At 67.6% G+C, this 17,766-nt stretch carries 17 protein-coding genes and 3 pseudogenes; 14 read left to right on the top strand and 6 right to left on the bottom strand.

Annotation, left to right across the window (positions count from 1 at the left end; genetic code table 11):
- Positions 1 to 109 precede the first annotated feature (109 nt).
- Entirely contained in the window at positions 110 to 559 is a 450-nt protein-coding gene (locus LZP97_RS21695; RefSeq protein ID WP_048773850.1) for an ATP-binding protein, read from the bottom strand.
- Positions 560 to 842: 283 nt separating this feature from the next.
- On the opposite strand from LZP97_RS21695, the gene LZP97_RS21690 reads away from it, so the two are divergent.
- Together LZP97_RS21690 and LZP97_RS21685 are read left to right on the top strand one after the other, a co-directional pair.
- Positions 843 to 1,565, top strand: a complete 723-nt coding sequence (locus tag LZP97_RS21690; RefSeq protein ID WP_010595937.1) for a GAF and ANTAR domain-containing protein — start codon at positions 843 to 845, stop codon at positions 1,563 to 1,565.
- A gap of 50 nt (positions 1,566 to 1,615) precedes the next feature.
- Positions 1,616 to 2,026, top strand: coding sequence for a hypothetical protein (locus LZP97_RS21685; protein WP_234420151.1), 411 nt, complete (start codon positions 1,616 to 1,618; stop codon positions 2,024 to 2,026).
- A 379-nt stretch (positions 2,027 to 2,405) separates the two neighbouring features.
- Here the strand turns inward: LZP97_RS21685 and LZP97_RS21680 are convergent, their stop codons facing one another.
- Positions 2,406 to 3,050 carry a helix-turn-helix domain-containing protein gene (locus LZP97_RS21680; protein WP_230831759.1) on the bottom strand — a complete coding sequence of 215 codons (645 nt, stop codon included), beginning with the start codon at positions 3,048 to 3,050 and terminating at the stop codon, positions 2,406 to 2,408.
- Between the two features lie 176 nt (positions 3,051 to 3,226).
- On the opposite strand from LZP97_RS21680, the gene LZP97_RS21675 reads away from it, so the two are divergent.
- Positions 3,227 to 3,943, top strand: coding sequence for an endonuclease/exonuclease/phosphatase family protein (locus LZP97_RS21675; RefSeq protein ID WP_230831760.1), 717 nt, complete (start codon positions 3,227 to 3,229; stop codon positions 3,941 to 3,943).
- A gap of 252 nt (positions 3,944 to 4,195) precedes the next feature.
- Here the strand turns inward: LZP97_RS21675 and LZP97_RS21670 are convergent.
- Positions 4,196 to 4,476, bottom strand: a pseudogene (locus LZP97_RS21670) (type II toxin-antitoxin system RelE family toxin).
- Here LZP97_RS21670 and LZP97_RS21665 point away from each other — a divergent pair.
- From LZP97_RS21665 to LZP97_RS21655, 3 genes and pseudogenes are all read left to right on the top strand, one after another.
- Positions 4,469 to 4,990 (top strand): hypothetical protein, encoded by a 522-nt coding sequence (locus LZP97_RS21665; RefSeq protein WP_017682125.1) that lies wholly within the window; start codon positions 4,469 to 4,471, stop codon positions 4,988 to 4,990. The pseudogene LZP97_RS21670 and the gene LZP97_RS21665 overlap by 8 nt on opposite strands.
- A 516-nt stretch (positions 4,991 to 5,506) precedes the next feature.
- Positions 5,507 to 6,871, top strand: coding sequence for an Hsp70 family protein (locus tag LZP97_RS21660; RefSeq protein WP_082061295.1), 1,365 nt, complete (start codon positions 5,507 to 5,509; stop codon positions 6,869 to 6,871).
- Between the two features lie 334 nt (positions 6,872 to 7,205).
- Positions 7,206 to 7,384 (top strand): annotated as a pseudogene (locus LZP97_RS21655) (transposase); the annotation flags it as partial.
- Here the strand turns inward: LZP97_RS21655 and LZP97_RS21650 are convergent.
- Complete coding sequence (locus LZP97_RS21650; protein WP_230831831.1) at positions 7,348 to 7,962, bottom strand: hypothetical protein; 615 nt, start codon at positions 7,960 to 7,962, stop codon at positions 7,348 to 7,350. The pseudogene LZP97_RS21655 and the gene LZP97_RS21650 sit on opposite strands and share 37 nt — an antisense overlap.
- A gap of 40 nt (positions 7,963 to 8,002) precedes the next feature.
- Between LZP97_RS21650 and LZP97_RS27540 the strand changes: the two are divergent.
- A pseudogene (locus LZP97_RS27540) lies at positions 8,003 to 8,158 on the top strand (transposase); the annotation flags it as partial.
- A gap of 55 nt (positions 8,159 to 8,213) precedes the next feature.
- On the opposite strand, the gene LZP97_RS21640 reads toward LZP97_RS27540, so the two are convergent.
- Together LZP97_RS21640 and LZP97_RS21635 are read right to left on the bottom strand one after the other, a co-directional pair.
- Positions 8,214 to 8,597, bottom strand: a complete 384-nt coding sequence (locus tag LZP97_RS21640) for a hypothetical protein (RefSeq protein ID WP_225222946.1) — start codon at positions 8,595 to 8,597, stop codon at positions 8,214 to 8,216.
- Positions 8,598 to 8,829: 232 nt separating this feature from the next.
- Positions 8,830 to 9,573, bottom strand: coding sequence for an IclR family transcriptional regulator (locus tag LZP97_RS21635; protein WP_017682129.1), 744 nt, complete (start codon positions 9,571 to 9,573; stop codon positions 8,830 to 8,832).
- A gap of 95 nt (positions 9,574 to 9,668) precedes the next feature.
- Between LZP97_RS21635 and LZP97_RS21630 the strand changes: the two genes are divergently transcribed.
- The 7 genes from LZP97_RS21630 (at position 9,669) to LZP97_RS21600 (ending at position 17,523) form a co-directional block, all read left to right on the top strand.
- On the top strand, positions 9,669 to 10,100 hold the full coding sequence (locus LZP97_RS21630) for a nuclear transport factor 2 family protein (RefSeq protein WP_040272803.1): 432 nt from the start codon (positions 9,669 to 9,671) through the stop codon (positions 10,098 to 10,100).
- Positions 10,101 to 10,157: 57 nt separating this feature from the next.
- A complete protein-coding gene (locus LZP97_RS21625; RefSeq protein WP_040272801.1) occupies positions 10,158 to 10,997 on the top strand; it encodes an SDR family NAD(P)-dependent oxidoreductase in 840 nt (279 codons plus the stop codon).
- A 129-nt stretch (positions 10,998 to 11,126) separates the two neighbouring features.
- On the top strand, positions 11,127 to 12,587 hold the full coding sequence (locus LZP97_RS21620; protein ID WP_040272798.1) for an FAD-dependent oxidoreductase: 1,461 nt from the start codon (positions 11,127 to 11,129) through the stop codon (positions 12,585 to 12,587).
- A gap of 45 nt (positions 12,588 to 12,632) precedes the next feature.
- Complete coding sequence (locus LZP97_RS21615) at positions 12,633 to 13,967, top strand: MFS transporter (RefSeq protein WP_048773853.1); 1,335 nt, start codon at positions 12,633 to 12,635, stop codon at positions 13,965 to 13,967.
- Between the two features lie 19 nt (positions 13,968 to 13,986).
- Positions 13,987 to 14,766, top strand: a complete 780-nt coding sequence (locus LZP97_RS21610) for an SDR family NAD(P)-dependent oxidoreductase (protein WP_010595922.1) — start codon at positions 13,987 to 13,989, stop codon at positions 14,764 to 14,766.
- 1 nt (position 14,767) lies between these two features.
- A complete protein-coding gene (locus tag LZP97_RS21605) occupies positions 14,768 to 15,256 on the top strand; it encodes a nuclear transport factor 2 family protein (protein ID WP_010595921.1) in 489 nt (162 codons plus the stop codon).
- An 830-nt stretch (positions 15,257 to 16,086) separates the two neighbouring features.
- Complete coding sequence (locus LZP97_RS21600; RefSeq protein ID WP_006948346.1) at positions 16,087 to 17,523, top strand: IS1380 family transposase; 1,437 nt, start codon at positions 16,087 to 16,089, stop codon at positions 17,521 to 17,523.
- Positions 17,524 to 17,766: the final 243 nt, after the last annotated feature.

The following is a 17,766-nucleotide window of genomic DNA, read 5'->3' as shown; positions in this document are numbered from 1 at the left end:
GCCACAATGTCTCCCCCACAAGGGGACCATACGCGCGGGAACAACCGGTTGGGCGGTATTTTCGACGACCCGTCGCTCGGAGGCAGTCCGTACCGAGCCTGCGCCGCAGTCAGGCCGGCAGGTCCGCCTGCCAGGACATGGTGACCGTCGTGCCGGTTCCGGCGGTACTCACCCGGGTGTGGGTGGTGAGCGCCGCGATCAGCTCCAGCCCCCGGCCCCGAGACCCGGTGTGCGACGCGCGCATCCCGGCTCGCCACCGGCCGTGGTCGGCGACGGTGATCTCCAGGTCCCGCTCGTGGGCGACGAAGGTCGCATCCACCTCCACCACCCCACCGGGGAGACCGGCGTCCCGGCCGGGGTAGGCGTGTTCGACGACATTGGCCAACGCCTCGTACACCGCGGCGACGACGTCCTGGCGGCATCGGTCGTCGACACCGATGCGGGCGAGCCAGCCGGCCAGGGCGCGGCGCAGCGAGGTGATCTCTGCGGCGGTGGCCGGAGCTTGCCGATACCAGCAGACGGTGGAAGTGATCGACGGATCGAGCGGATGCCGGTGCATAGCGGTCCTCGCGGTCTCTGGCACAGTAGATCCCCGGCTGAGTGAAACCGTCGGCGAACAGGTCGACCACCGCACGACTTCGCTTTCGGGTAAGCATATTCGTTTTTCGGCACACCCTGGGAGTGGATGTCCGCGCGCAGGCGGACAGGCGCGCGAGTCGGCACCGGATCCGAGCCGGCGGTGACCGAGGCGGGCAAGCATCGCATCGACGCACCGAGACGGGTAGGTTCGAGGTGAGCGGGTCGCAGCGGCGGCCGCGGGAACCGGCCGAAGGAGGCACGCGATGACGCCTCCACGAAAGCCGGAGTCGGACGCCCTGGCCGCGGTCTATGCGGGAATGTCGGGGCTGGCGCTGTCGGAACAGACCCTCTCGAGTGTGGTGGAGTTGACCACCTCGCTGACCAAGGACACCCTGCCCGGTTCGGTCGGGGCCGGCATCACGCTGCTCGCCGGAGACGGCGCCGAGACCACGACGGCGGCGACCGATCCGGTGGTCGAGCGGCTCGATGCGCTGCAGTACGAACTCGGGGAAGGACCGTGCCTGACTGCGCTGCGGGACCGGGTCATGGTGCGGGTCGACGATCTGGCGACCGAATCGCGATGGCCGCGGTGGTCGGCACTGGCCGCGCGAGCCGGAATGGGTGCCGTGCTCAGCGCCCCGTTGGTCTCGGCCGACCGCACGCTCGGTGCGATCAAGGTGTATTCGGCGCGTCCGCATGCCTACACCGGCGCCAGCGAGGATCTACTGCGGCGGTTCGCCGCCCAGGTCGCTCTGCTGTTGGCAAACGCGTCCACCCTCGCCGGCTCCGAGCGACTCGGCGATCAGCTCAAGGAGGCGCTACGCACCCGGGACCTGATCGCCACCGCCAAAGGGATCGTGATGCTGCGCGAGCACCTCGGCGCGGACGAGGCGCTGCGATGGATGCTCGCGTCCGCCGAGCGTGAGCACACCCCGATGCGGGAGGTGGCCGCGGCGATCCTCGCTACTGTCTTCGAGCAGTCGTGAGTCGCGCGATGGAACACTATCCCGAGCACCGCCCCCGCCCGATGCGGAGTATGCCCGACGGCAGCGATCGCCACCGGTTCCTGGCGGCGCTACGGGCCAGTGGGTTGAGTGTCGAGCAGTTGTGGTTGCGGTATTTCGGTCTCGGTGGTGAGGCCGGCAAGGTGGAGATCGAGGCGTATCTCAGCGGATTGCTGCCACTGCCGCCGTTGCAGCACGACCTCCTCGCCCACGCGATCAACGAACGGCTCGACGAACTCGCCCCACCGCGCGCTCCGTATTCCACCGACCTGCCACCGTCGGCCGCCACCGACGGCTGTGCGCCGTCGGCGGCCCGCCCGGACGGCACCCACCCGGACCGGCACCGCCCCACCCCACGAACCGACCCCGGCCACGCCACCGATCACGACGACGGCGACCGCAACGACGGCGCCGGGAGCGATCGAGACGGATCCTCCGGATAGGGGAAAACGGACGGCGAACTTCGCAGTTCCGGCGAGGCGACCCGGGTTCGGTCGAGAACGACCCGACCGCCGACGGAGGCGGGCATGGGCGTCCCCAGCCCCCTGCGCCAGGGCGCGACCCGCCCCGTCGGCGGTTGTGACCGGGCGCGGCCACCGCAGGGAGCAGGAAGGCGGCGGACCGCCCTCGGAGCCCACCGGCACACTCGGCGCCCGGAGCGCACCTGCGGTGCACCCAGGCGGAACACACCCACCACATCTGTTCGTTCCGGGGGTCAGTGTATTCGTTTTCGACGGCGGCGACGACGAATACCGGGGTCCGTTCCAGCAACCGAACGATCCGATCCGGGGCTGCTCCGCCCCGGCGCCGAAGCGGGGTCGGTCACGCCGACAGGGTCTGGCTGGGGAGCCGGCCGTAGGCGGCACGGTATTGCTCGGCGAAACGTCCCGTCTTGGCGAAGCCCCAACGGGCCGCGATCGCGGACACGGTGTCACCGCCGGCCGGATCCGCAGCCAGCAGATCGCGGTGGGCTCGTTCCAGACGCACCCGGCGCAGGTAGCCGAGCGGCGTGATCTGATGGTGGCGCAGAAAATCGTACTGCAGTGCCCGCGCACCGATCCCGGCAGCCGCGACGATGTCCGCCAGCCGGATCCGGGACTCGGCGTGAGCGTCGATGAAGGCGATCGCGCGCTGCAACGCGGCGGGTTCGCCAGGACGTGCCAACATTTTCCGGATCACCGGCGGCTCGTCGATCCGGCCCGAACCGAGCACCGACTGCGCCAACTCCAGCAGCGGCATCCCCGCCTCCCGCGACGCCGACACCAACACACCACCGGCATCCTCGGCGGTCAGGCGATGACGTTCCATCAACACACCCGTAGCTCGCTCGACCACCACCCGGGACGCGAGCGCCTGCTCCCACCCCTCCCCCTCCCGCGTGCCGGTACCGACAGCGGAGGGCAGGCTCTGCCCGAAAGACGAATCGATCACCTCCTCATCACAGCACCGACTGCCACCATCGCGCACCCTCCCCGCACCCCGGGCTTGCCCGGCTCGATCTCTACCGAGTCACCCTGATCCATAGTGCTGTCGATCTTCGGAAGGTAACTGCCGAGACCGAACGCTCTTCGGACTCCGAAGATGGGGACATGTCACCCGTGTGGGTTGTCGGTCGTGTCGCCGCCTGTTCGTACAGTGCCCGTGTGGAGAACACCGAACTGACCGTCGCAATCTGGAACACCATGTGGGCCAACGCCTCCAGCCCCCGCGGGCAGCGCATCCGGCACGTGCTGCGCGAGGCGGATGCGGACCTGCTGATCGTCACCGAAGGCCAATGCGACCTGCTCCCCGACGGCGGTCATGTCGCCGACGCCGGTACCGACTGGGGCTACGACACCACCGCGCATCCGCTGCGCCGCAAGACGCTGCTGTGGTCCCGGTGGCCGCTCACCGACCTCACTTCCTTGCCCACCGGTGCCGGGGCCGGTCGCGTGCTGACCGCGAGCGCCGACTCCCCACTCGGCCCGATCCGGGTGCTGGCGGTGTGCATCCCGTGGGCGAGCGCGCATGTGACCACCGGGCGTCGGGATGCGACGAACTGGTCCGAGCACCTCGAATGCTGCGACCAGATCGAGAAGCTGGCGGCCCAGTTCGACCCGCGGATCCCCACGATCGTCGCCGGCGACTTCAACCAGCGGATCCCGCGGCGACGCCAACCCATCCGGGTGTTCGAGCGGCTGCTCGAAGTAATGGACCGATGGACCTTGCACACCGGCGGCGAGGTCGAGCACGGACCGTTGATCGATCACATTGCCTCCGACCTGCCCTGCACCGGTCTGCGGACCTGGGCCGGCAGTGACGAGGCCGGAAAGCTGAGTGATCACGCCGGGGTGGTCTGCACCCTGCGCGCCACCATATAGAGCCGCCCGACGCGGATACCGTGCTTCCCGGTTCCTTGCGCCGCCGTACGCGTGACCGATCGCCGCAATCCGTGAACCTCAGCCGGCGCGGAGAGGAATCCTCGTGCCGAATTGCAGCCTCGGACGATCGACGATTCGGCGAACCCCGCGTCATGTCCTCGCCGCCGGCGAACACGGGCAACCGCTACGGCTACGTCCGGGGTGATCTGCACGGACCGCTGCAGCCGTGCGTAGCCCAGCCGCAGGACCCGCTCAGCGGCCTCCGGGTCGGTAGATGTGGGCGCGGGGTCGACGCCGACGATCAGGAGGACACGGTGCTCGTCGTCGACACGGAGCAGGATGCGGTAGTCGCCGCGGCGGGCGCTGCGCAGGCCCTCCAGCTCGTAACGCAGCGGCTTGCTCATCCGGTGAGGATTCTCTGCCCGCGGGCCGGAGAGGAACTCGACGACCACACGCACGATCCGTCCGGGTAGCCGGGACAGCGCTCCAGATCCGGAAGAGCCCGTACAGCGGCACCATGGGGCTATGGACATCGCGCCCGAACCCGCCGATCCCGACACTCGTGACTGGACCTTCGTGCTCGACGGAGGGTGCCCCGAGTGCGGGTACACGCCGCACGATCCGACCACGACCGGTGAACGCTTGCGATCCGGCGTGCCACGCTGGCAGGCCGTGCTGCGGCGGCCGAACGTCGCCGAGCGGCCCGCTCCGAAGGTGTGGTCGGCGCTCGAGTACGCCTCCCACGCGCGTGACCTCATCGTCGTCCTCGGACAACGAGTGCAGGCGATGATCACCGACAACACTCCGACGTTCGCCGATTACGACGGCGAGGCCGAGGCGATCCGTCGGCGGTTCTGGGCGGCAGATCCCGCCGACGTGGCCCGGCAGATCGCTCTACGTACCGACGAGACCGTCGAGATCATCGAGGGCGTCGAGGACTGGCGGCGCGACGGCCTGCGCAGCGACGGCCGGAGGTTCACCATTGTGCAGTTGAGCCAGTATCTGCTGCACGACGTCGAGCACCATCTGCACGACGTCGCGGGCTGATCCGGCCGAGCCGCGTACGCGTCCCGGGCAGTGAAGCTCACGAAACTCACTGCAAAACAACATAATTCCCAAAACCGTACTGGACCGGCACCGAACCGGGTGGTGCGCCCGCCCGCGGGGCCCGAACCACCGTCGCGACCGCACGTCGCACCGACGTCGCGGGCGCCCCGCCGCCTCGGCCCGGGACGTGCCCTCACACCAGGCCGATCCCGGTCCCGGGCACCGATCGAAGGCGCGGTCGACAGTCTCGGAGGATGCGCACACCCGGTCCCGGACTTTCGGTCGCGAGGGGACGTCGAGTTCACTGCCGAGCCCACCGTCGACCTCCGAACCGTGCCCGTGTCGGCGTTCGCCAGATCTCCCCGCGACACCCTGAGCTGCGACGAGATGCGGAAGGCCACGCCGAAGGGGCACGGCACCGATCGGCGAGCGCACCGACTGCCTCGATCGTCCGCAGCGCCGAGCTCGGCCTGCTCCGTGCGCGCGACCCGTGACCGAACCGTTATAGTCGGCGCCATGACGTCAGTTCTCGGTGTGTCGGTCGGGGCCAGCGCTGTGCGCTTCGCGTGCCGCGACACCGAGAGCCCCCATGGTCCGATCTTCCGATCACGGTCGGTGACCGCGACCCTCGAACGCCCGGGGGACCTGACCGCCGCATCTCTCGACACGGTGCTCACCGAAACCGATGAGATCGACGAGGTCCAGGCCATCGGCGTCGCGTACCGGAACCAGGCGCAGGCCGGTGCCGTCCAGGCCGCGATGACCCGACTCGAGATCGGCCACTTCCACTTGGTCCCCGAAGTGACGGCCGCGCTCGAGATGCTGGAGACGTCCGGAGATCTCGGCGACTACGAGACGCTCGTGTTCTACGACCTCGGCAGTTCCGGCCTCACCGTCACCGTCGTCGACCGCACCACCGGGATCGTGCTGAGCACCGCACGCTCGGAGCGGATCAGCGGCGACCTCGTCGACCGGCTGATCTACGACCACCACCTGGAACTGCACCGCTTCACCCCGCCGGCCGACACGGCAGCACGGCTCGCCCTCACCGCCCGGTGCCGCGACGCGAAGGAGCAGCTGTCCACCACCGGCGCGGTGTGCATGCCCGGTGAGGGCGGTCTGCTGCTGCTCTCCCAGGACAGCTTCGAGTCGCTCATCGACGGCCCCGTGAAGACGTCGGCCCGCCTCACCCGTGACGTCATCCGCCGCTCGGGGCGCACCCCCGACGCCGCGGTGCTCATCGGCGGCGGTGCGCATATTCCGCTGGTCACCTCCGTGATGGAGTCCTGGCTGGACGTCCCGGTGATCGTGCCCGCACAGCCCGAACTCGTCGCGGCCGAGGGTGCGGCACTGCTGGCCCGCCCGGCCGCCGGCGTGGTGATGTCCCCGACGCAGGCATCCGCGCCACACGAGACGAGCAACACCGTCGAAACCCGGCACACCGTCGAGAAGACCGCACCACCGCGCACACGTCGGCGCCTCCTTCTCGCCGGCAGTGTCCTCACCGTCGTCGCGGCGATCGGCCTCGGCACCGTCCTGCTGCCGGATTCCGAACGGGACGCACAGCCCACCGCCCCGCCAGAGCCCGCTACGACCGCCGACCTGACCCCGCCTCCGGAAGCCGCCCCGCCGGTGCTCGACAAGTCGAGGATCCCCGCACCGACCGAGGCGCCCACCACGTACCAGCCGCAGACACAGAATCCGACACAGACCCCTACCACCCCTCAGACGCAGAACAGCGCGCCGGCCGACACATCGGCTCCGCCGCCCCCACCGGAACCAGCCCCCCTCATTCCCGGTCTGCCGCAGTACCAGCTGCCGACACTTCCCCCGCCCCCGCCGCTCCCTCTACCGGAATTGCCCCGAATACCGGGACTCTGAACCCCCAGTCCACACCATCGACATGTTCTGACGCTTGGCCCTTGCTCGGCGGCAGGCCTGCGAGCCCCCATCAGCTGTGGTGGACAAGCACGATTATCCTCATTCATGATGTACCGCAACGAGTTACAGATTCCGAGCTGGGTATAACCCATCACCCGACCACGTAGTCCGGGCCCGTGACGTGGGCGTACTGGGGTAAGCCCCAGGGGGTGGTGGGAATCGGGTGAGGGCTTCCGGCCAGGTCCGTGGTTTGTTGCTCCGTCGGCGAGGGGGAGCCATCGCGTAGTGATCGACGAGTTACCTCTCATAGTGACTCACAGAATGCGACTACGCGATGACCCACGACGATTCTGCCCTGCTCGCCCAACTCGACGCGCTCAAGGCGCCGACAGTGCGGACGTGTTCGCCGAACTGATCCGCATCGGCCTGCAGGCGTTGATCGAAGCCGAGGCCACCGAGAAGCCCGGCGCCGGCCGCTACGAGCGCACCGCCACCCGCACCACGTACCGCAACTCAAAGCCGCCGTGGCACAGCAGTTTGCGGGTTCGTCGTGGCAGTGGTGCCGGGTGCACTTCATGCGCAACATCCGGGCGGCGGTGGCGACCATGTGGTTGTTGCCGGAAGTTCATCGGGGGGTCATGCGGCATCGAGGAGTCGGTCGTGGTCGTCGAGCCGCTGCAAATGCCGTGCAGGTCGGTGCGGGTATAGAGCCACCGGAACGGCGTGGCAGTGGCGTTGTAACACTCCGCGAACCGCGACAAGCGGTCTTCGGCTGCCCCGAGATCGGGGAAGTCATTGGGAGTAAGAACCTTCCGCTGCACCATGGAGAAGTAGATTTCGACCTGATCGAGCCACGACGCATGCACCGGGTATGGACCGTCACCGCATTCGGATACCGCTGCGCCAACCGATCGACCGCGGTGCGAGGAACTGTTGTCGACAATCCAGAACACGCACCGGGCCGACGCGTACGGCTCGCGTGTCATGACTTGATCGACCCTAGCGGTGAACGGCTCGATACCGGTGGAGGACTCGCACCGGCCGAACACCGTCGCCCGGCGCACTGAGCCTGCCCCCTCGGGAGTGGACACCCTGACAATGGTTCGTGGAGGAACCAGGAGGGATGTTCACATGGGACGTCGGTCTCGGTACACGGAGGAGTTCCACCGGGACGCGGTCGCGTTGCCTCGCACAGCCGACGGCACCCGTACCTACGCGGCAGTGACCTCGGACCTGGGGATCAGCGGCGAGACCCTGCGGACCTGGGTCCGCACGGACAACGCGTCGGGTCAAGGCTCAGCAGCCAATCACGCGGGCTCCTTTCCGAAGGATTTCGGTCTGGCTAGGAGGAAGCGAACGGGGTGTCCCGATTACCGGCCGATCCCGTAGTGACGGTCTCGACGACGTTGTGGACGACGCACTTCGGGGTGAGCGGCGCGAACCGGCACTGCTCGTGGAACCACACGTGCTCCCAGTCCACCGCCGGCTCCGGATCGCTGACGGCGGCGAGCGGGACGTCCGTGGCGCTCGCCGCCGGAAACGCGCCGGGCGGCGGAGTGGGGATGACTCCACACTTGCTGGAGCCACCGTCGAGGAAATTGCAGTTGAGGGCGGCACCGAGAAGGCTGGGAATGTCGTCGACACTGCCGGGAGCAGCGTTCGCCGTGGCCGGTACGGCAAGGGTAAGAGCGGTGCAGCCGAACACAGCGGCAACAAGACGCTTCACGAAGACCTCGATTCAGTGAAATAAACCTACCGGTCGGATTGATCGGACAAATCCCCGAAGTGTTACCTCCCTCGCCTCGGAAGCCCTCGGCATCCCCGTCCACTCGCTCCTCGGGCGACCCCCGGGGTGGGATCGGTTCTGCCCGCCAACCTGGAGGCACGCCGTCGGCCGGGCTCAGACACTGCGCAGATGACTTCGCGCATACTTCTCGAGGGAGAGCGGAATCTTGGCCTCAGTGCAAGAGATTTCCCAGGGCACCCGCGGCGGCCATGACGGCCGCGGCGAGCTGTTCTTCTCCTGCCGTGAGCTCGAATACGGAGATGCCCACGGCAGCTTGTGTGCCGCCGGGACGACTCGGGACGGCGGCGGAGATGCCGATGGCCGCGGGGATGATTTCGCCTTGCGATAGTGCATAACCGCGGCGGCGTGCCGCGCCGACTTCGGGGCGTTCACCGTCCGTCGGCGGCATCGAGGCCAGGATCGCCAGGCCCGCGGAGCCACGGTCGATCGGATCCACCTGGCCGGGCCGGAATGCGATGTGCATTCTGGATCGTCGCGGCTCGACCACCATCATCGCGCGCACGTCGGACTCCGATTCACGCACCACCAGGTGGGCGGTTGCCTCCACCGTGTCCGCGAGTTCCTCGAGGATCGGCCGCGCCAGGGTACGCAGGTCCTGCTCGACGGAGTCGGCAAGCGTCACGAGCCCGGTGCCGAGCGAGATCCGCTTGCGGTCGTCGCGCCGGCACAATCGGTGCGCCTCGAGCGTGCGGATCAGCCGGTGCGCGACCGTGCGGTGTACGCCGATCCCGTCCGCGATCTCGCTGACCGTCAGTCCGCGCGGATGGGCAGCAAGCAGTTCGAGGATTTCCAGCCCGTGGTGCAGTGTCTTCGACATTCCCGAGTCCGGCTGTACGCGGACGATGTCCGAGTCGGCCGTTCGCTCCGGCCGTGACCCCACCTGTGTCATCACCATGCCTCCCTTGACAGGTGTGAACCGTACCACCTAGCGTATTCTTTAGTCGCACACATAGTGCGATAATAGCACACAGTGAGAATGGTTCAAGTGTCATGACGCCCAGCGATACGGATGTCGACGCGACGGTGCTCGCGCAGCTTCACCAGCTCTACGCTCGGCAGAGCCACCTCATCGACGGTGGCGCGGCCGAGGAGTGGGCGCGGACGTTCACCCCGGACGGGGAGTTCTGTTCGCCCAGTTACCCGGCGCCCGTCGTCGGTGCCGAGGAGCTCACGGCGTTCGCCGAGCGGTTCCTCGCGGCCGCGACCGCGGCCGGCGAAGTGCACCGGCATGTGATCACCAACGTCGACGTCGAGCCCGGCGACAGGGACACCCTCGCGGTGCGGGCCTATCTGCAGATCGTGGCCACGGTCCGCGGTGGGCAATCGCGCGTGGTGCGTTTCACCACCCTCACCGACCGGGTGGTCCGCCACGACGGCGCCTGGCGGATCGCGCGACGCACCGTCCGTCGCGACGACTTCTGAAAATCCACAAGACCTTTCGTACTCCTTTCGATACCGCTCTCCTGGAGGACCTCGACCATGAATACCGACACCACCGACGCCCAGAACCCGGGCCGCACCGTCACCACCGCGCTGACCACCGTGTACCCGGAAATGGTCGGCAAGGTCGCCGTCGTCACTGGCGCCGCCCGGGGCATGGGCGCTCGATTCACCCAGGGCCTGGCCACCCGCGGCGTACACGTCGTCGCCGCCGACATCGACGACGTGCAGATGAAGGAAACCGCCGACGAGATCAACGCCGCGCTCGCCGCGAATTCCCTGGCGGACCAGCCCGGTACTGTGCTCGGGACACGCGTCGATGTCACGAACGCCGAGGACCACGAGAGCCTCGCGCAGGTGGCGCTGCAGACGTTCGGACGCATCGACTTCTGGGTCAACAACGCGGGCATCTTCCCCTTCGCCCTGGCCGAGGAGATCTCGCCCGAGCAGATCGCCGCGACACTCGACGTCAATGTCGAAGGTGTCCTCTTCGGCGCGCAGGCCGCTGCCCGCCACCTGCAGCCCGGTGGGGCGATCGTCAACATGTCGTCGGTGTCGGCGCTCCGGGTCCGCAAGGGCCGCGGCGCCTACTGCACGTCGAAGGCCGCGGTCGCACATCTGACCGAAGCCCTCGCCGTCGAGTTCGGCGACAAGGGCATCCGGGTCAACTCGATCGCTCCCGGCTATATCGACACCGAGATGACGCGGTGGGTGCAGGACGATCCGGCTGCGCTGGCGCACGCCCTCGACGTCGTGCCGCTGCACCGCCTCGGTTCCCCGGAAGAGGTCCTCGGCCCGCTGTTGTTCCTGCTCTCCGACAGCGCCCGCTACGTGACCGGTCACTCCATCGCTGTGGACGGCGGCTCCCGTCATGTCTGAGTCCACCGTCCTCGTCCCGTCGGCCGACCGATTCACCTCCCGGACCGCCGGGCAGACCGCCGTCGACGGCGGCCTCCCTTCCCATTGCTCGAACGACCGCCCCGGCGCGGAGACAGGGAACGCATTGTCATGACCGACGACACCTGGGACGTCATCGTCATCGGCGGCGGCGGAGCCGGCCTGGCCGCGGCGGTCACCGCGGCCGAACAGGGCGCATCGGTGCTGTTGTTCGAGTCCGAGACCGAACTCGGCGGCTCCACGCAGCTCTCGGCCGGTCTGTTCACCGCCGCCGGCACCAGCGTTCAGCGGGGCCTGGGCATCGAGGACTCGGCCGAGAAATTCTTCCAGCACTACATGGATCTCAACCAGTGGATGCTTCAGCCGGGACTGATCCGCACTTTCTGCGAGAACGCCGGACCCACCCTCGAATGGCTGATCGAGCTCGGTGTGCAGATCCCGGCCCGCGAGTCCGCGAACGCACACATGCCCGGACTGTGCCAGGCCGGCGTCGAGGACGTCTGGCGCGGGCACGTGCCCAAGGACCAGGGATACGGCTTGGTCCAGGTCCTCGACAAGGCCCGACGCAGGCACGGTGTCGAGGTGGTCCTGGGCACCCGGGTCCAGAAACTGCTCGTCGAGGACGGCCGCGTCGTCGGTGTGGTCGCGGACGACCTCGACGTCCCGGCTCACGCCGTGGTCGTCGCCTCCGGGGGCTTCGCTCAGGATCCCGAGCTGGTCGACCGCTACTATCCTGTCGCGAACAACGCCGGCGAGTCGCTGTTCGTGGTCGCCGCCCCGGGCAGCCGAGGCGATCACCTCGCGTTCGGTCGTGACGTCGACGCCGCCGTCACCGGCGACGGTTGGGGACTGATGCTCCCGACCGCCTACTTCCAGCGATACCACCACTGGCAGTCCGGCTTCCCGCCGAAGTCGCGGATCCACGTCAACCGGCACGGCCGCCGGTTCATGGACGAGGACGCCTCCTACGCGGTCTCCACCGGCATCATCGAGGCCCAGGACGGCCCGGTGTGGGCGATCTTCGACGAGCGGGCCCGGCTCGGCCTGCCCAGCGGGTACACCGACTGGATCCCCGACCGCATCGCCGAGGAAGCCGACGCCGGTCGGACGCTGCGAGCGGGCACCCTGGCCGAGCTGGCCGCGCTGCTCGAGGTACCCGCCGACGTGCTGACCGTCACCGTCGAGCGGTGGAACGCGCAGCTCCCGGCCGGTACCGACGACGACTTCCTGCGCCACCGCACCCTGGCCAACAAGGGCTCGACCGCCGCCCCGGACCCGATCGCGCACGGTCCGTTCTACGCCGTGAGAGTGCTGCCCGCCGAGCTGGTCTGCACACACGCCGGCCTCGAGATCGACAGCAACGCCGCCGTCGTCGACCGGACCGGATGCCCGATCCCCGGTCTGTTCGCAGCCGGGGAAGCCGGGGCCGGAATCCTCGGACTCCGGTACGTCGGCGGCGGCAACGCCGTCGCCAACGCCCTGACCATGGGCCGGATCGCCGGTCGCAACGCGGCACGCGCCTCCCGCCCCTCGTCCACGCACCCCTCCGCCCTCACCTCTGCCCGCCCCTGACCTCGGGGTCTTCACCCCGGTCCCGCACACCCCAAAGGACGCGCCATGATTGGTGATTCCCCCGTGATTCCCGTCGCGGACGAACCTGCGCACACCCAGTCCCCTCCGAAGAAGCAGTCGACCGCCACGGTCATCCGCGCCGCCGTCGTCGGCACCGTCGTCGAGTACTACGACTTCGGCATCTACGGCTACATGGCCACCACCATCGCCGCACTGTTCTTCGTCTCGGACAACCCCACGGCCGGGCTGCTCGGCACCTTCGCCACGTTCGCCGTCGCGTTCTTCCTCCGGGTGCCCGGTGGAATCTTCTTCGGTCACATCGGAGACAAGTACGGCCGCAAGAACGCCCTGTCGTGGACGATCCTCCTGATGGTGGTGGCCACCGCCGGCATCGGCCTGCTGCCGTCGTACTTCACCCTCGGTCTGTGGGCCACGGCGATCCTCGTCCTGGCCCGCTGCCTGCAGGGCTTCGCCGCGGGTGGGGAGCTGGGCGGTGCCAACGCCTTCGTCTCGGAGTCCGCACCCGCCCGCTGGCGCGGGATGCAGACCTCGATGGTGAACACCGGCACCTACCTCGGCTCGCTGGCGGCCTCGCTGGTCGCGCTCGCCCTGACCTCGGTCTTCGACGACGAGACCGTGCTCGCGTGGGCATGGCGGATCCCGTTCCTGCTCAGCATCGTCATCGGTGTCATCGGGGTGTGGATCCGAACCCAGCTCGAGGACACCCCGGAATTCGAAGAACTCGCAGAAAGCGGCGAGACGAAGAAGCTCCCGATCCGGGAACTGCTGGCCACTTCCCGCGGCAGCGTCGTGAAAATCATCTTCCTCGGCGCCCTGATCACCGGCGGCTACTACATCGCCTCCGTCTACGCCGCCACGTACCTCAAGACCACCGGCGGCCACACCTCGCAGGTCGCGTTCCTGTCCACCTCCCTGGCCCTGGTGCTCGGTGTCATCACCCTTCCCCTCGCCGGCTGGGCGTCCGACAGGTGGGGCCGCAAGCCGGTGCTGTTCACCGGCAGCTTCGCCGCCATCGTCCTCGGCGTCCCGATGTTCATGATGATGGCGGGCGGCAGCATCTGGCAGGCCGTGGTGGGCCAGTCGGTCCTGTTCATCTGCGTCTCCGTGGTCAACGGGGCGTCGTACGTCACGTACGTCGAGATGCTCAAGACCTCGGTGCGCTACACCGGACTCGCGTTCGGCAACAACGTCACCAACATGGTCCTCGGTGGCACCGCCCCGTTCATCGCGACCTACCTCATCGCCCTCACGGGTAATCCCCTCGCCCCCGCCGGGTATTTCGTGCTCACCGCGGTCCTCACCTTCGTCACGGTCTTCTTCGTCACGGAGACCAAGGGCTGCGAACTGAAGACCGACTGACCCAGACAAGGACAGCGCTATGAACACCGAGTTCTCCGGCAAGACCGTCGCCGTCACCGGTGCCGGCAGCGGGATGGGCCGTGCCGAAGCACAGCTGCTCGCCTCCCTCGGGGCGCATGTGTGGGTCGCCGACATCGACTCCACCGCCGGCGAAGCCGTCATCGACCAGATCCGGGACAAGGGCGGTGCCGCCGACTTCCACCGGCTCGACGTCACCGACCCCGACGCGTGGAGTCGATTCGCCGAGGTGATCGACGCCGCCGACGGGAACCTCGACGGACTGGTGAACAACGCTGGGGTGAGTTTTCGATACGGGATCGAGGACACCTCCGTCGAGGACTGGCGGCGGGTCATGGCGATCAACCTCGACAGCGTGTTCTACGGCATGCGGGCGTGCGCGCCGTTGCTCAAGTGCAACGGTGGTGGCTCGATCGTCAACATCTCCTCGATCGCCGGTATGCTCGGCTACTTCGCCGCCGCCTACGGCGCCAGCAAATGGGGCGTCCGCGGCCTGTCGAAGGTCGGCGCACTCGAGTTCGCCGAACACCACGTGCGCGTCAACTCGGTCCACCCCGGGCTCGTCGAGACGCCGCTGCTGACCTCGGGTACGACGGAATTCGTCGACGAGAGCCTGAAATCCGTTCCCGCCGGCCGGTCGGCCGACCCCGACGAAGTGGCCGAAACCGTCGCATTCCTGTTGTCGGACAGATCGACGTACATCACAGGCACCGAGATCGTCATCGACGGCGGCCTGACCTCCGGCGGCCTCTACCACCGCATCACCCGGGAGCTCGGCTGACATGTCACTCGAGGACAAAGCCGTCATCACCGACGTGCTGCACCGGTACGCCCGCTACGTCGACCGCGCAGACTTCGACCGCGTCGCCGAATGCTACTTCCCGGATGCCATCGACACCCACGGCGGCTACATCGGGACGGTCGACGGACTGATCGAGGACATGAAAACCCGGCACCGCACGATCGACTCCTCGATGCACTACATCAGCAACATCCTGATCGACCTGGACGGCGACACCGCGAACGTCGAATCCTACTGCCTGTGCTACCTGCGCCAGGCACCGGCCGACGGCGAGTCGACTCAGATGCTGAACACCATCAAGTGCCGATACATCGACCGGTTCGAGAAACGAAACAGCCAGTGGCGCATCGCCGAACGAATCGTCGTATTCGACGAATCACGACACGAGCGGATCGAGAACATCCTCGATCCGACCTGGGTGAGCGCCCGCAGGACGGCCGACGATTCCCTCTACACCGGGAAGCCGTAACCGGAACGCGCGCGAGGGAGGTGACCGCGGCGGCAGAAATCGCCACGCTCACCTCCCCCTCAGTTCGCAGAGAAATGCTCCCTGAACTGCGCGCATACTCCTTCTCGCTACCCGATACGCGATGCCCGCGGGGCGGCGGCGACCGCCACGGCGCGGTGTACATAGCCGACGGCGGATGGACCATCCAATAACCGCACGAGGAGCCCCAGCCCACCACGCCCGTGATGAAGCGCGGGACAGTGACACACTCGTGCACAACGTGTGGAGACCCGGCCGAATCCAGAAGAAGTGGATAAGCACGATTATCCATCTATTATGTTGTAGTACAGCATTTTTGAACTGAACGGCGGGCTGCGCGATATCATGACGCCGGCGCCGCATATCAGGCGGGAACACACGTTCAGGCTCGTTCAGGCTTCAGACTCGTTCAAGCCGGGACCGTCCCAGCGATCAATCCGGCAGCGTCGGCGGCAGCGAACAGTGCCCGGGCTGTGTCCTTGCTGGTGGCGTTGACCTGGGGTGGTGCTTCTGCACCGCGTCGCGCACAGTCGGATACACGATCTTACGTTTCCGCCAGCAACGAGGCAGGATTGGTTTCGTCGAAACTGCGAGACGCGGTGATGTTGTGGGTCATGGTCGGCCATAAGCAACGGGAGCAGCGATTGGCTATGCCGGCCACCGCCGCATAGGAGCTGGTGTCAACACCTTAGCCTGGATGCACCGAACCGGCGGAGATAACCAGCGCGTCGTAACAACGAAATGCCCTGTCGTAGTGAAAGAATTGAACTTCTCACAGAAACAATTCGGCCACCACGAAGGGCATCTCGCAGATGCAACTCTCTCACACCCGCCCCGTCACCGCCGCGAGGTTCGACGATGCGAATCTCGTGTCGACCGCCGGACTGGTCCCGATCATGGCCTTGGCCCGTAGTGGCGGCCTGCTCACCCTCACCGAGCAGCATCTGAGCCTGCCCACCGACAAAGGCGCCCACCCCGGAGCCAAGATCGGATCGTTGGTCGCGGGCATGGTCGCCGGCGCTGACAGTATCGCCGACATGGCCCTGCTACGACACGGGGCGATGGGAACACTGTTCGACCGCCCGTACGCGCCCTCGACGCTGGGGTCGTTCCTGCGCACCTTCGCCTTCGGACACGTCCGGCAACTCGATGCCGTCGCCTCCCGATTCCTGTGCGCCCTGACCACCGATACCCCACTGGCCTCGGGTTTCGACACCGGACGGATGCTGGTCGACATCGACGATTCGATCATCGAAGTGCACGGGCACGGCAAACAGGGTTCCGGATACGGCTACTCCGGGGTCCGCGGACTGAACGCGCTGATCACCACGGTCACCACCGACACCGCAGCCCCGGTGATCGTCGGACAACGCCTACGCAAAGGGTCCTGCGGATCAGCGCGTGGAGCAGCCCGGATGATCGCCGACACCCTGTCCACCGTCGCGCACCTGCGCCGAGCGACCGACCCAGCAGCGGGAACCACAGCGCCAGCCGCACCGGCACCGCTGGCGCGGGCCGACTCGGCGTTCTACGGATATCCCACCATCTCGGCTGCGCTGCGCGGCGGAGCCGACGTCTCGGTCACCGTCCGCCTGACCACGCCTATCAAGACCGCGATCGCCTCGATCGACGACGATGCGTGGACCCCGATCGAATACACCAACGCGGTCTACGACCACGACACCGAACGATGGATCTCGGCAGCCGACGTCGCGGAGATACCGTTCACCGCGTTCGCCTCGAAGAAGAAGGCCCGCCGGGTTCCGGGTCGGTTGATCGTACGGCGTATCCCTGACCTGCGGCCGAAGAAGGACCAGGGACAAGGCGAGTTGTTCGACGTCTGGCGGTTCCATGCCTTCTTCACCACCACCGACCCCACCGATCTCGATACCGTCGCCGCCGACAAGCTCCACCGCCATCACGCGATCATCGAGCAGGTCCACGCGGACCTGAAGAACTCCGCGCTCGCTCACCTGCCGTCGTCTCGGTTCACCGCCAATGCTGCATGGTTGGTCTGCGCGGTGATGGCCTTCAACCTCACCCGCGCCGCGGCCGCCGTCACCGGCGATCCGAAGCTGATCAAGGCGACCACAGGCAGTATCCGGCGGACCATCGTGTCGGTTCCCGCACGTATCGCGTCGTCGGCACGCCGGTTGACGTTGCATCTACCCCGGAGCTGGCCGTGGGAACCGGCGTGGAACACCCTGTTCGACACGGTGTTCGGGCGAAACCGGCCGATCGTCAGCTAACCGGCTCGTCCTTGCCCGTCTACGACACGAAAGATCCAGTGGAACAACCCGACACGAGCGGTCGGGCGGTCAGCTATCTCCACACTCTTCCCGAAGGCGCGCAAAGGAAGTCACGACGACAACATCAGCCGATCGGTGCATTGAGGCTTAGCAGCCGCGGGGTTGTCGGAGGAGGACCGTTCCCGCCTGCAGCAGGGACCACGTGTCCGACAACTTGACGAACTCCATATTGACCTCGTCGGT

Source organism: Rhodococcus sp. DMF-1, from assembly GCF_021441945.1.
Classification (GTDB): Bacteria; Actinomycetota; Actinomycetes; order Mycobacteriales; family Mycobacteriaceae; genus Rhodococcus; species Rhodococcus ruber.
Note: the sequence above shows the minus strand (reverse complement) of the source record. Positions and strands in the feature narration are given on the sequence as shown.